Source organism: Enterobacter sp. MF024, from assembly GCF_005843915.1.
Lineage (GTDB): Bacteria > Pseudomonadota > Gammaproteobacteria > Enterobacterales > Enterobacteriaceae > Enterobacter > Enterobacter barmai.
In genome coordinates this window covers 142579-157532 of the sequence record NZ_VCBB01000010.1, presented here as the reverse complement: position 1 = coordinate 157532, position 14954 = coordinate 142579, and the positions used below count along the sequence as shown (strand labels likewise).

The following is a 14954-nucleotide window of genomic DNA, read 5'->3' as shown; positions in this document are numbered from 1 at the left end:
CCGGTCAGGTGACGAAGCAGGGATTCTGCGAACAGAGGCCTGCTGCGTCAAGACAACAATTGTCTGAATAGTTTACCGGGTGTGAGCAGGATCGAGTGATCTTGTTTAGTTTTATTTACCTTTTATTCACACCCCGCGCGGAATTCGCTCGGGCTGGCCCCGGTGCATTTTTTAAAGACCCGGGAAAAGTAGAGCTGATCCTCAAAGCCCACGTTGCGCCCGACGGTGGCAATCGGCATGCGGGTGGTGCTGAGCAACAGCTTGGCCTGGCTGATACGCTGATCTTCGCGCCAGCTCAGCACGCTCACCCCCAGCTGCTGCCGGAACAGGTGCGACAGCCGCGACGGCGACAGGCAGACATGCTGGGCGACGCTGGCGATATCGAACTGGCTGTCCGCCAGATGATCGCTAATGTACTGACAGGCTTCGCGCACCCGGTGATCCAGCGGTGGGTTCAGCGATTCGTTGATCGCCTCCATCCGGCGCAGCAGGAGCTGTTCCAGCAGGTTGATGGCCAGCAGTTCGGCATAGCGCCCCCCGGCCTGTCCGGCCTCGATGATCTGGGCGAACAGTTCACGAAACTGCGGCTGATGGGCTTCATCCGGGCGATAAAAGCCGGTGTGGGCAAACATCGATGGCCAGGCCAGCCACTCCTGCCAGTAGGCGCGGGGGCGAAAGTAGACCCACTGGTGATACCACTCCCGGGCATCGGGATGACGGCCGTAGTGGTGAATTTCACCCGGCGGAAAGAGCAAAATATCCCCCGGACGGCAGACAAAGGTTTGCTCGCCATTCTTGATGACCCCCTCTCCGCGCACGGTCAGGTTGAGGATATAGCCCTTCATCCCCAGCGGTCGGTCAACGTAAAAATCGAGATAGCCTTCCGCCTCAATGGGCGTCAGTCCTGCAACCAGATGCGCGTTAAACGAGTAGCCCGGCAGCAGGGGATCACTTTGCGTTTCAGCCATATTTTCAGTACTCCTGGCAGTCCTGAAGGAAACCATTTGTCCATATCATCAAAAGCGGCATAAAAACGGGGCGCTCAAAGATCCAAAAGGCATCAGCCCGCTTTTAGGTCCGCCATCATAACGCTTCCGTTGCGATTTATCCGTAACATCGGGCGGGTCGGCGGTAACAAAAGTGTCTATAACCACGGCAGAAATGTCCACATTGATTATTTGCACGGCGTCACACTTTCTCATGTCACAGCAAAATCATCCATAAGATTAGCGGATCCTGCCTGACGATTTTTCCCCTCACTCTCTAATGTTCATTCATATCTGTTTTTTGATGGAGCAACACCATGGCAATTGCGATTGGCCTCGATTTTGGCAGTGACTCAGTACGCGCCCTGGCAGTGGAGTGCACAACGGGTCAGGAGATAGCGACCAGCGTCGAGTGGTATCCGCGCTGGCAAGAGGGGCGCTATTGCGATGCGCCGAACAATCAGTTCCGCCATCACCCGCGTGACTATATCGAGTCGATGGAAGCGGCGATCAAAACCGTGCTGGCAGAGTTAAGCGAAGCGCAGCGCGCTCAGATCGTCGGGATTGGCGTGGACAGTACCGGTTCAACCCCGGCACCGATTGACGCCGACGGCCACGTCCTGGCGCTGCAGCCGGCGTTCGCCGATAACCCGAACGCCATGTTCGTGCTGTGGAAAGACCATACCGCGGTAGAAGAAGCCGAAGCCATCACCCGTTTGTGCCATCAGCCCGGCAAAAACGACTACTCCCGCTACATTGGCGGCATTTACTCCAGCGAGTGGTTCTGGGCGAAAATCCTGCACATTACCCGTCAGGATCCGCAGGTGGCGCAAGCGGCTGTGTCGTGGATTGAGCTGTGCGACTGGGTTCCGGCCCTGCTCTCCGGCACCACCCGCCCGCAGGATATCCGTCGCGGTCGCTGCAGCGCCGGGCATAAATCCCTCTGGCATGAGAGCTGGGGTGGCCTGCCGCCTGCCGCCTTCTTTGACGAACTCGATCCGATTATTAACCAGAGCCTGGACTACCCCCTGTTTACCGATACCTGGACTGCGGATATCCCGGTCGGCACGCTGTGCGCCGAGTGGGCGGAACGTCTGGGTCTGCCGCAGACCGTTGCCATCTCCGGCGGCGCCTTCGACTGCCACATGGGCGCGGTTGGCGCGGGGGCTCAGCCCAACACACTGGTGAAAGTGATCGGCACCTCTACCTGCGACATCCTGACGGCAGATAAAGCCAGCGTCGGCGATCGCGCCGTGAAAGGTATCTGCGGCCAGGTCGATGGCAGCGTAGTGCCTGATTTTATCGGCCTGGAAGCGGGTCAGTCCGCCTTCGGCGACATCTACGCCTGGTTTGGTCGCGTGCTGGGCTGGCCGCTGGATCGGCTGGCGGCTGCGCATCCGGAACTGAAAACCCAGATTGCCGAGAGCAAAAAACAGCTGCTGCCGCAGCTGACTGAAGCCTGGGCGAAAAATCCTTCCCTTGATCATCTCCCGGTCGTTCTCGACTGGTTTAACGGCCGCCGCACACCGAATGCTAACCAGCGCCTGAAGGGGGTGATTACCGATCTCAACCTCGCCACCGACGCCCCGGCGCTGTTTGGCGGGCTGGTGGCAGCCACCGCTTTCGGCGCGCGCGCCATTATGGAGTGCTTCACCGAACAGGGGATCGCCGTTAACGAAGTGATGGCCCTGGGCGGTATCGCCCGTAAAAACCCGGTGATCATGCAGGCCTGCTGCGACGTGCTGAACCGTCCGCTGCAGATTGTCGCCTCGGATCAGTGCTGTGCCCTGGGCGCGGCGATCTTCGCCGCAGTGGCGGCAGGCGTGCACGCCGATATCCCGACGGCCCAGCAGCATATGGCGAGCAAGGTGGAAAGCACCCTGCAGCCGCGCGCGCAGCAGGCGCAACGTTTTGAACAGCTTTATCAGCGCTACCAGCAGTGGGCGAAGAGCGCTGAGCAGCACTATCTCCCTGTCGCCGCCCCGGTTAAGAGCATCCCGGAATCCACGGCAACCCTGACACATTAAGGACACGATAATGACGATTTTTAATAATTATGAAGTGTGGTTTGTGATTGGTAGCCAGCATCTTTACGGGCCGGAAGCCCTGCGCCAGGTAACACAGCATGCAGAACATGTGGTCAATGCCCTGAATGCGGAAGCAAAACTGCCGTGCAAGCTGGTGCTTAAACCGCTGGGGACCTCCCCGGATGAAATCACCCACATCTGCCGCGACGCCAACTACGATGATAAATGCGCGGGCCTGGTGGTGTGGCTGCACACCTTCTCCCCGGCCAAGATGTGGATCAACGGTCTTTCCATCCTCAACAAACCGCTGCTGCAGTTCCATACCCAGTTCAACGCGGCGCTGCCGTGGGACAGCATCGACATGGACTTTATGAACCTGAACCAGACCGCACACGGCGGCCGTGAGTTCGGCTTCATCGGCGCGCGTATGCGCCAACAGCACGCGGTGGTAACCGGCCACTGGCAGGACAAACAGGCTCATCAGCGAATCGGTTCCTGGATGCGCCAGGCAGTATCGAAACAGGATACCCGTCAGCTGAAAGTGGTGCGCTTCGGCGACAACATGCGCGAAGTGGCGGTGACCGACGGCGATAAAGTGGCCGCGCAGATTAAGTTTGGTTTTTCCGTCAACACCTGGGCGGTGGGCGATCTGGTGCAGGTGGTCAATGAAATCAGCGACGGCGACGTTAATGCGCTGGTGGATGAGTACGAAAGCAGCTATCGCCTGACGGCGGCGGCACAGGTTAACGGGGATAAGCGCCAGAACGTGCTGGATGCGGCCCGTATTGAGCTGGGGATGAAGCGCTTCCTGGAACAGGGTGGCTTCCATGCGTTCACCACCACCTTCGAAGATCTGCACGGCCTCAAGCAGCTGCCGGGCCTGGCGGTACAACGTCTGATGCAGCAGGGCTACGGCTTTGCCGGTGAAGGCGACTGGAAAACTGCCGCTCTGCTACGCATCATGAAAGTGATGTCGACCGGTCTGCAGGGCGGCACCTCCTTTATGGAGGATTACACCTACCACTTCGAGAACGGCAACGATCTGGTGCTGGGCTCGCACATGCTGGAAGTCTGCCCGTCGATCGCCGTGGATGAAAAACCGATCCTTGACGTGCAGCATCTTGGCATCGGTGGCAAAGCCGATCCGGCGCGTCTGATCTTCAACACCCGTACCGGCCCGGCCATCAACGCCAGCCTGATCGATCTGGGGGATCGTTTCCGCCTGCTGGTGAACTGCGTTGACGCCGTTGAAACCCCGCACTCCCTGCCGAAACTGCCGGTCGCCAACGCCCTGTGGAAAGCCCAGCCGGATCTGGCGACCGCGTCCGAAGCCTGGATCGTGGCGGGCGGCGCGCACCACACCGTCTTCAGCCATGCGCTGGATCTCAACGACATGCGTCAGTTCGCGGAGCTGCACGACATCGAACTGACGGTCATTGATAACGACACCCGTCTGCCGGCCTTTAAAGATGCGCTGCGCTGGAACGAAGTCTACTACGGTTCAAAACGTTAACAGGGGAACCTTTGGCCTGCCGCAGGGCGGGCCTTTTTTCCTGGAGGATACATGCTGGAAGATCTCAAACGTCAGGTGCTTGAAGCTAACCTGGCCCTGCCGGAACATAACCTCGTTACCCTGACCTGGGGCAACGTCAGTGCCGTCGACCGCGAAGCAGGCGTGTTCGTGATTAAACCGTCCGGCGTCGACTACCGGGTGATGACCGCCGACGACATGGTAGTGGTCAGTCTCGCCACCGGCGAAGTGGTGGAAGGGAAGAAAAAGCCCTCCTCCGATACGCCAACCCATCGCCTGCTGTATCAGGCTTTCCCGTCGATTGGCGGCATTGTTCACACCCACTCCCGTCACGCCACCATCTGGGCGCAGGCAGGGCAGCCGATCCCGGCGACCGGTACCACCCACGCCGACTACTTCTATGGCACCATCCCCTGCACCCGCAAGATGACCGATGCCGAGATCAACGGCGAGTATGAGTGGGAAACCGGTAACGTGATTGTCGAAACCTTTGAGAAACAGGGAATCGACGCCGCGCAGATGCCGGGGGTGCTGGTTCACTCTCACGGCCCGTTTGCCTGGGGTAAAAACGCCGAAGACGCAGTGCATAACGCCATTGTGCTGGAAGAGGTGGCCTATATGGGCATCTTCTGCCGTCAGCTGGCGCCGCAGTTGCCGGATATGCAGCAAACCCTGCTGGATAAACATTATCTGCGCAAGCACGGCGCGAAGGCGTATTACGGGCAGTAAAAACACCCCTCACCCCGGTTCTCTCCCCAAAGGGGAGAGGGTGTAATCGTCCCCTCGCCCCTCTGGGGAGAGGGTTAGGGTGAGGGGATAACTGTATAAAACCCCAGCAATACACCCGCAACCAGGCTATAATCAGGCCTGGTTTTGTTTTATGAGAGAACGGCGTGGCGCAGGCGCAACAAGGCTTTTTACTCACCCGGCACTGGCGGGATACGCCCCAGGGTACCGAAGTTGAATTCTGGCTGGCGACCGATAACGGTCCGCTGAACGTCACCCTGCCTGCCCAGGAGTCCGTCGCGTTTATTCCTGAGCCTGACGTCGAAAAAGCCCGCCAGCTGCTGCAGGCTGAAAACGGCTGGCGGCTGACCCCGCTTGAACTGAAAGATTTCCACCGCCGTCCGGTGTACGGCCTCTACTGCCGCGCCCATCGCCAGCTGATGCGCTATGAAAAGCTGCTCCGCGAGGCGGGCGTGACCCTGTACGAAGCCGATGTTCGTCCCCCGGAGCGCTTTCTGATGGAGCGCTTTATCACCGCCCCGGCGTGGGTGGACGGTACGCCCCAGGGCAGTCGGCTGATCGATGCCCGCCTCAAGCCCAACCCGCACTATCGCCCGCCCCTGAAATGGGCGTCGGTGGATATTGAAACCACCCGCCACGGCGAGCTCTACTGCATCGGCATTGAAGGCTGCGGCCAGCGGGTTGTCTATATGCTGGGCCCGGCGAATGGGGACGCCTCCGGGCTCGATTTTCAGCTGGAGTACGTCAACAGCCGCCCGCAGCTGATCGAGAAACTTAACGCCTGGTTTGCGCAGCACGATCCGGACGTCATCATCGGCTGGAACGTGGTGCAGTTTGATTTGCGGGTTCTACAAAAACACGCCGAACGCTACCGCATTCCTCTCCTGCTCGGGCGCGGCAACAGCGAGCTGGAGTGGCGAGAGCACGGGTTTAAAAACGGCGTCTTCTTTGCCCAGGCTAACGGGCGCTTGATTATCGACGGCATCGAGGCGCTGAAATCGGCGTTCTGGAGCTTCTCGTCATTTTCGCTGGAGTCGGTATCGCAGGAACTGCTCGGCGAGGGCAAATCCATCGACAACCCGTGGGACAGGATGGACGAAATTGACCGCCGGTTCGCGGAAGATAAACCTGCTCTGGCCACCTATAACCTGAAAGACTGCGAGCTGGTCACGCGCATTTTCCACAAAACCGAGATCATGCCGTTTCTGCTGGAGCGCGCCACGGTCAATGGCCTGGCGGTCGACCGGCACGGCGGCTCGGTGGCCGCCTTCAGCCATCTCTACTTTCCGCGCATGCACCGGGCGGGCTATGTGGCCCCGAATCTCGGTGACGTGCCGCCCCAGGCCAGCCCCGGCGGCTACGTGATGGACTCCCGCCCCGGCCTGTACGACTCGGTGCTGGTGCTGGATTATAAAAGCCTTTATCCGTCGATCATTCGCACCTTTCTTATCGATCCGGTCGGGCTGGTGGAAGGCCTCGCACAACCGGATGAGCAGCACAGCACCGAAGGATTCCTCGGGGCGCGCTTCTCCCGGGAAAAACACTGCCTGCCGGAGATCGTCAGCCAGATCTGGTACGGGCGTGAAGAGGCCAAACGCCACGGTAATAAACCGCTCTCCCAGGCCCTGAAGATCATTATGAACGCCTTTTACGGCGTGCTTGGCACCAGCGCCTGCCGCTTCTTCGATCCGCGCCTGGCCTCGTCGATCACCATGCGCGGCCATGAGATCATGCGCCAGACCAAAGTGCTGGTGGAGTCTCAGGGCTATGACGTGATTTATGGCGACACCGACTCCACCTTCGTCTGGCTGAAGGGCGCGAAAAGCGAAGCGGAGGCTGCCGCCATCGGCCGGTCGCTGGTGGAGTACGTTAACAGCTGGTGGCGAACCCAACTGCAGAACGCTGGCCTGACCAGCGCCCTGGAGCTGGAATATGAGACCCACTTCTGCCGCTTTTTAATGCCCACCATCCGGGGAACCGATCAGGGCAGCAAGAAACGCTACGCCGGGCTTATCCAGGAGGGGGAAAAGCAGCGGATGGTGTTCAAAGGGCTGGAAACCGTGCGTACCGACTGGACCCCGCTGGCGCAGCGCTTCCAGCAGGAGCTTTATCTGAAAATCTTCCGTCGCGAGCCCTATCAGGAGTTTGTGCGCGAAACCATCGCCAGCCTGATGGCGGGCGAACTGGATGCGCAGCTGGTCTACCGCAAGCGCCTGCGCCGCCCGCTGGCGGAGTATCAGCGCAACGTCCCGCCCCACGTTCGCGCCGCCCGGCTTGCCGATGAAGAGAACGTCCGCCTCGGGCGCGCGCCGCAGTATCAGAACCGCGGCACCATCAAATATGTCTGGACCACCAGCGGCCCGGAGCCGGTGGATTATCAGCGTTCGCCCCTTGACTATGACCACTACCTTACGCGCCAGCTACAGCCCGTCGCGGAGGGAATTTTACCGTTCATGGACGACGACTTTGCTACACTGATGACAGGTCAGTTGGGGCTATTTTGACAGGTGACGAAATCGCTGCCATCCAGTACCATAGCGCCCTTTCCATTCCCGGACCCATTATTCGATTACCGTCATTTCTGGACGGTGGTTCAACTATTGCCTGCAATTAAAGATTAGAGCCGAACAAATATGCCTTTTACACTTGGTCAACGCTGGATCAGCGACACAGAAAGCGAACTTGGGTTAGGAACTGTCGTGGCGCTTGATGCGCGTATGGTGACTCTCCTTTTCCCCGCCACCGGTGAAAACCGTCTGTATGCGCGCAATGATTCCCCTGTGACCCGCGTGATGTTCAACCCGGGCGACACCGTTACCAGCCATGAAGGCTGGCAGCTGAAGATTGAAGACGTAAAAGAAGAGAATGGACTGCTCGCCTATATTGGTACCCGTCTTGATACCGACGAGACCGATGTGATGCTGCGCGAAGTGCTGCTCGACAGCAAGCTGGTGTTCAGCAAGCCTCAGGATCGCCTGTTCGCCGGTCAGATTGACCGCATGGATCGCTTCTCGCTGCGCTACCGCGCGCGTAAGTTCCAGAGCGAGCAGTACCGTATGCCCTGGAGCGGCCTGCGCGGCCAGCGCACCAGCCTGATCCCCCATCAGCTAAACATCGCTCATGACGTGGGCCGTCGCCATGCGCCGCGCGTCCTGCTGGCGGATGAGGTCGGCTTAGGTAAAACCATCGAAGCGGGCATGATTTTGCATCAACAGCTGCTCTCCGGCGCGGCCGAGCGCGTGCTGATTGTGGTGCCAGAAACCCTGCAGCACCAGTGGCTGGTGGAGATGCTGCGTCGCTTCAACCTGCGTTTTTCCCTGTTTGACGACGAGCGCTACGCCGAAGCCCAGCACGATGCCGATAACCCGTTCGAAACCGAACAGCTGGTGATCTGCTCCCTGGACTTCGTGCGCCGCAGCAAGCAGCGTCTTGAGCACCTGTGCGATGCCGAATGGGACATCATGGTGGTCGATGAAGCGCACCATCTGGTGTGGAGCGTCGATGCCCCAAGCCGCGAATATATGGCGATTGAACAGCTGGCCGAGCGCGTGCCTGGCGTGCTGCTGTTGACCGCAACCCCGGAACAGCTGGGTCTGGAGAGCCACTTTGCGCGTCTGCGCCTGCTGGATCCAAACCGTTTCCATGACTTTGACCTCTTTGTCGAAGAGCAGAAAAATTACCGCCCGGTGGCCGACGCCGTTGCCCTGCTGCTGGCAGGCAAACACCTCTCCAACGAAGAGCTCAACACCCTGAGCGATCTGATTGGTGAACAGGATATCGAGCCGTTACTGCAGGCCGCCAACAGCGATCGTGACGGCGCCGACGCCGCTCGCCAGGAGCTGGTCTCCATGCTGATGGACCGCCACGGCACCAGCCGCGTCCTGTTCCGTAACACCCGTAACGGGGTGAAAGGCTTCCCGAAACGCGAGCTGCACACCATCCGTCTGCCGCTGCCAACCCAGTACCAGACGGCCATCAAGGTCTCCGGCATCATGGGCGCACGCAAAACGGCGGAAGAGCGCGCCCGGGATATGCTCTATCCGGAACAGATTTATCAGGAATTTGAAGGCGATAGCGGCACCTGGTGGAACTTCGATCCGCGCGTTGAATGGCTGATGGGTTATCTGACCGCCAACCGTTCCCAGAAGGTGCTGGTTATCTGTGCCAAAGCCACTACCGCGCTGCAACTGGAGCAGGTCCTGCGCGAGCGGGAAGGTATTCGCGCAGCGGTGTTCCATGAAGGCATGTCCATTATCGAACGCGACCGCGCGGCGGCATGGTTCTCCGAAGAGGACAGCGGCGCGCAGGTGCTGCTCTGCTCCGAAATCGGCTCCGAAGGGCGTAACTTCCAGTTCGCCAGCCGTCTGGTGATGTTCGATTTACCGTTCAACCCGGATCTGCTGGAGCAGCGTATCGGTCGTCTGGATCGTATCGGTCAGGCGCACGACATTCAGATCCACGTCCCGTATCTGGAAAAAACTGCCCAGTCCGTGCTGGTACGCTGGTTCCACGAAGGGCTGGATGCGTTCGAACATACCTGCCCGACCGGCCGTACCATTTACGACAGCGTGCACAGCGAGCTGACAGGCTATCTGGCCTCACCGGAAAACACCGACGGTTTCGACGATCTGATCAAAACCTGCCGTGAACAGCATGACGCCCTGAAAGCGCAGCTGGAACAGGGCCGCGACCGTCTGCTGGAGATCCACTCTAACGGCGGCGAAAAGGCCCAGGCGCTGGCCGAGAGCATTGAAGAGCAGGATGACGACACCAGCCTGATCAGCTTCGCCATGAACCTGTTTGATATCGTCGGTATCAACCAGGACGATCGCGGCGAGAACCTGATTGTGCTGACCCCGTCCGACCATATGCTGGTGCCGGACTTCCCGGGCCTGCCGGAAGATGGCTGCACCATCACTTTCGAGCGTGATGTGGCGCTTTCCCGCGAAGACGCGCAGTTCATCACCTGGGAGCATCCGCTGATCCGCAACGGTCTGGATCTGATCCTCTCCGGCGACACCGGCAGCAGCACCATTTCGCTGCTGAAGAACAAGGCTCTGCCGGTCGGCACCCTGCTGCTGGAGCTGATCTACGTGGTTGAAGCCCAGGCGCCGAAACAGCTGCAGCTCAACCGCTTCCTGCCGGCCACACCTGTACGTCTGCTGCTGGATAAGAACGGCACCAACCTGGCGGCGCAGGTCGAGTTTGAAAGCTTTAACCGTCAGCTGAGCGCGGTGAATCGCCATACCGGCAGCAAGCTGGTAAACGCGGTGCAGCAGGACGTGTATACCATTCTCCAGCAGGGTGAACCTCAGATCGAGAAAGCGGCGCGGGCCCTCATTGACGCAGCGCGTAGCGAAGCGGATGAAAAACTGTCGGCGGAGCTGTCGCGTCTGGAGGCCCTGCGTGCGGTGAATCCGAATATTCGTGACGATGAACTGGCGGCGATTGAAACCAATCGCCAGCAGGTGCTTGAGAGCCTCGAGCAGGCAGGATGGCGTCTTGATGCGCTGCGCCTTATCGTTGTGACGCATCAGTAAGCGGAGCGAAACATGTTGATGGAACCCTACAATCCGCCGCAGGATCCGTGGCTGGTCATTCTGTATCAGGATGAGCACATTATGGTGGTCAACAAGCCGAGCGGCTTGTTGTCCGTGCCGGGCAGGCTGGATGAGCACAAAGACAGCGTGATGACGCGCGTGCAGCGCGATTATCCGCAGGCAGAGTCCGTCCACCGTCTGGACATGGCGACCAGCGGTGTGATTGTGGTGGCGCTGACCAAGGCGGCAGAGCGCGAGCTGAAGCGTCAGTTTCGTGAGCGCGAGCCGAAGAAGCAGTACCTTGCGCGCGTCTGGGGACACCCACAGCCGTCTGAAGGATTGGTTGACCTGCCGCTTATCTGCGACTGGCCTAATCGCCCGAAGCAGAAGGTCTGCTACGAGACCGGCAAGGCGGCGCAAACCGAGTATGAAGTGCTGGAGTACGCGGCGGACAACAGCGCCCGCGTGCTGTTAAAACCCATTACCGGTCGCTCGCACCAGCTGCGCGTGCATATGCTGGCGCTGGGCCATCCAATTCTGGGGGATCGCTTTTATGCCACGCCAGAAGCACTGGCCATGGCGCCGCGCCTGCAGCTGCACGCTGAGATGCTCACCATCACCCATCCGGAATATGGCACGCCGATGACCTTTAAGGCACCGGCGGATTTCTGACGACTTGCCCGGCGGCACGACGCTTGCCGGGCATATCCTCTTATTTAAAACCCTTCTGCTCTTTAATGAGCTCGTAGGCTTTCTGAATTTCCTGCGCTTTTTGCTTCGCCATCTCCATCATCTCTGGCGGTAACCCTTTCGCCACCAGCTTATCCGGGTGATGCTCGCTCATCAGCTTGCGGTAGGCGCGCTTGATGGTCGTTGGCTCATCGGTCGGCTTCACGCCCAGCACGTTACAGGCATCTTCCAGGGTTGGTCCGCGCTGCGCCTGCTGCCAGCCGCCACCGCCCGCCTGCTGTTGCTGATAGCCGCCGCCAAACTGCGCCCCGCCCTGCATCATGCGCAGGAACTGATCGAACTGGGTTCGGGAGATGCCCAACTCTTCGGCGATGACATACAGCACCTCTCGTTCGTTCGGGTGGAGCGAACCGTCGGCAAACGCTGCCTGGATTTGAATCTCCAGAAACATCCGAATTAAGTCGAAGCGCCCGAAGCAGATACTGCGGAACTGACGCATTTTTTCGCGCAAGGGATAGTTGTCCGCCTTGCCGATACGAAATGCGTGTTGCGCCGCCGCCCGGGAGTCGCCGTGCAGGTTCATGCGATCCATAAACTGGCTGGCGATGTGGATGTCGGCCTCGGTCACCCGCCCTTTCGATTTGGTCAGATGGCCCATAACCTCGAACGTCGTCGCAAAAAAAAGCGCCTGGCGTTCACGCTGGTTGGCGAACCAGGCCATCTTACGACTTCGTGCTTTATCAAACATATGGCCGATAAGCAGCCCCAGAACGATACCCCAGAAGCCCGCGCCCATCAGTAAAGCGAACGCCACGCCGATAATTTTTCCCCAATACTGCATATACTCCCCAAATGGTGATGTATTTAAACCAGCGCAACGCCATCATTCCGGTGGCCTGGCCACGGTCAAGTGAAGGACATCGCCTATAATTTGCATTATCATACTCGTCATTCAATAACGAGCCTATCACCATGGCTTGTTTACGGGCAGGATTAACGCTGGCACTGTGATGATGAGTAAGATAGTCTCTGACCGTTTGCCAGCGATAAGCCACTGATGACGGAACAATAAATAAAACGTATGAAAAAACGTATCCCCACCCTCCTGGCCACGATGATAGCTACGGCTCTGTATAGTCAACAGGGTCTGGCAGCCGATCTCGCCTCGCAATGTATGTTGGGTATTCCCAGCTATGATCGCCCGCTGGTTCAGGGTGATACGAACACGCTACCGGTTACCATCACCGCTGACAACGCGAAAGGGAACTATCCTGACGACGCCGTGTTTAGCGGGAATGTAGATATTAACCAGGGCAACAGCCGCCTGCAGGCCGATGAAGTTCAGTTGCACCAGAAACAGCCAGAAGGCGCGGCCGAACCGGTACGAACGGTGGATGCGCTGGGTAATGTGCACTATGACGATAATCAGGTCATCCTGAAAGGTCCGAAAGCCTGGTCAAACCTGAATACCAAGGACACTAACGTCTGGGAAGGTGATTACCAGATGGTAGGCCGTCAGGGCCGCGGTAAAGCCGACCTGATGAAACAGCGCGGTGAAAACCGCTACACCATTCTTGAGAACGGGACCTTTACCTCCTGTCTGCCAGGCTCAGATACCTGGAGCGTGGTCGGTAGCGAAGTGATCCACGACCGCGAAGAGCAGGTGGCGGAGATCTGGAACGCCCGCTTTAAGCTCGGCCCGGTACCGGTCTTTTACAGCCCGTATCTGCAGTTACCCGTGGGCGATAAACGTCGCTCAGGTTTCCTGATCCCCAACGCCAAGTACAGCACCTCAAACTATTTTGAGTTCTATCTGCCGTACTACTGGAACATCGCGCCCAACATGGACGCCACGATCACGCCGCACTATATCCACAAGCGCGGCAACATCATGTGGGAAAACGAGTTCCGCTATCTGACGCAAGCGGGTGAAGGTCTGATGGAGCTGGACTATCTGCCATCGGATAAGGTCTTCCAGGACGAGCATCCAACAGAAGGCGATAAACACCGCTGGCTGTACTACTGGCAGCACGCCGGGGTAATGGATCAGGTATGGCGCTTCAACGTTAACTATACCAAAGTCAGCGATCCTTATTATTTCAACGATTTCACCTCGAAATACGGTTCAAGTACCGACGGCTACGCCACGCAGATCTTCAGCGCAGGCTACGCGGTCAAAAACTTTGACGCTACCGTATCGACCCGTCAGTTCCAGGTGTTCAGCAGCCAGAACGCCAGCACCTACGGTGCGGAACCGCAGCTGGACGTCAACTGGTACCAGAACGACGTCGGTCCGTTTGATACCCGCATCTACGGCCAGGCCGTGCATTTCGTCAATACCAACTCCGATATGCCGGAAGCGACGCGTATTCACCTTGAGCCGACCATTAACCTGCCGGTGTCAAACGACTGGGCGAGCCTGGATACCGAAGTGAAGCTGATGGCGACCCACTATCAGCAGGATAATCTGGAGACGTACAACGCCAATAACGGTACCCATCTTGAAGAGTCCGTAAACCGTACGCTGCCGCAGTTCAAGATGGACGGTAAGCTCATCTTCGAGCGCGACATGAACTGGAGCGAGGGTTACACCCAGACGCTGGAGCCGCGCGCGCAGTACCTGTACGTGCCGTATCGCGATCAGAGCAACATCAATAACTACGACTCATCCCTGCTGCAATCCGACTACAGCGGCCTGTTCCGCGACCGTACTTACGGTGGTCTGGACCGCATTGCCTCGGCTAACCAGGTGACCACCGGTGTCACAACCCGCGTATTTGATGATGCTGCGGTTGAACGTTTTAATGCTTCCATTGGTCAAATCTACTATTTCACCGAATCGCGTACTGGCGATGACAACATCAACTGGGAGAAAAACGACAAAACCGGCTCCCTGGTCTGGGCGGGTGATACCTACTGGCGCATGACGGATCGCTGGGGGCTGCGTGGCGGCCTGCAGTACGATACGCGTCTGGATAACATTGCCACCAGCAGTGCCACCGTTGAGTATCGCCGTGATGAAGACCGTATGGTGCAGCTGAGCTACCGTTACGCCAGCCCGGAGTATATCCAGGCAACGTTACCTAACTTCTCGACGGCCGAACAGTACAAAGAGGGCATTTCGCAAGTGGGTGGCACGGCAAGCTGGCCTATTGCCGATCGCTGGTCAATCGTCGGCGCGTACTACTTTGACACCAATCAGAGTAAGTCGGCGGATCAGATGCTGGGTCTGCAGTATAACTCCTGCTGTTACGCGATCCGCGTCGGTTACGAGCGTAAGCTGAACGGCTGGGATCCTGACAAAGGTCAGAGCGAGTACGATAACGTCATCGGCTTTAACATCGAGCTGCGTGGCCTGAGTTCGAACTATGGTCTGGGTACTCAGCAGATGCTGCGCTCACCGATTCTGCCGTACCGTAGTTCCTTATGATGT

At 58.6% G+C, this 14954-nt stretch carries 9 protein-coding genes; 7 read left to right on the top strand and 2 right to left on the bottom strand.

Features of this window, described 5'->3' with window-relative positions; all coding sequences use genetic code 11:
* Positions 1–122: 122 nt before the first annotated feature.
* Positions 123–968, bottom strand: a complete 846-nt coding sequence (gene araC / locus FFB58_RS16095; protein ID WP_039030397.1) for an arabinose operon transcriptional regulator AraC — start codon at positions 966–968, stop codon at positions 123–125.
* A gap of 335 nt (positions 969–1303) precedes the next feature.
* Between araC and araB the strand changes: the two genes are divergently transcribed.
* From araB to rluA, 6 genes are all read left to right on the top strand, one after another.
* Positions 1304–3013: a ribulokinase gene (gene araB / locus FFB58_RS16090; RefSeq protein WP_138370420.1), complete on the top strand. Its 1710-nt coding sequence runs from the start codon at positions 1304–1306 to the stop codon at positions 3011–3013.
* A gap of 10 nt (positions 3014–3023) precedes the next feature.
* Positions 3024–4526 carry an L-arabinose isomerase gene (gene araA / locus FFB58_RS16085; RefSeq protein WP_039030399.1) on the top strand — a complete coding sequence of 501 codons (1503 nt, stop codon included), beginning with the start codon at positions 3024–3026 and terminating at the stop codon, positions 4524–4526.
* Positions 4527–4577: 51 nt separating this feature from the next.
* Positions 4578–5273: an L-ribulose-5-phosphate 4-epimerase gene (gene araD, locus FFB58_RS16080; RefSeq protein WP_138370419.1), complete on the top strand. Its 696-nt coding sequence runs from the start codon at positions 4578–4580 to the stop codon at positions 5271–5273.
* Between the two features lie 164 nt (positions 5274–5437).
* Positions 5438–7795 carry a DNA polymerase II gene (gene polB, locus FFB58_RS16075; RefSeq protein WP_138370418.1) on the top strand — a complete coding sequence of 786 codons (2358 nt, stop codon included), beginning with the start codon at positions 5438–5440 and terminating at the stop codon, positions 7793–7795.
* A gap of 129 nt (positions 7796–7924) precedes the next feature.
* On the top strand, positions 7925–10831 hold the full coding sequence (rapA, locus tag FFB58_RS16070; RefSeq protein ID WP_039030402.1) for an RNA polymerase-associated protein RapA: 2907 nt from the start codon (positions 7925–7927) through the stop codon (positions 10829–10831).
* A gap of 12 nt (positions 10832–10843) precedes the next feature.
* Entirely contained in the window at positions 10844–11503 is a 660-nt protein-coding gene (rluA, locus tag FFB58_RS16065; protein WP_039030403.1) for a bifunctional tRNA pseudouridine(32) synthase/23S rRNA pseudouridine(746) synthase RluA, read from the top strand.
* Positions 11504–11543: 40 nt separating this feature from the next.
* On the opposite strand, the gene djlA is transcribed toward rluA, so the two are convergent.
* Positions 11544–12362, bottom strand: a complete 819-nt coding sequence (djlA, locus tag FFB58_RS16060) for a co-chaperone DjlA (protein WP_039030404.1) — start codon at positions 12360–12362, stop codon at positions 11544–11546.
* A 240-nt stretch (positions 12363–12602) separates the two neighbouring features.
* On the opposite strand from djlA, the gene lptD reads away from it, so the two are divergent.
* Positions 12603–14951, top strand: coding sequence for an LPS assembly protein LptD (gene lptD, locus FFB58_RS16055; protein ID WP_138370417.1), 2349 nt, complete (start codon positions 12603–12605; stop codon positions 14949–14951).
* The last annotated feature ends 3 nt before the right edge of the window (positions 14952–14954 follow it).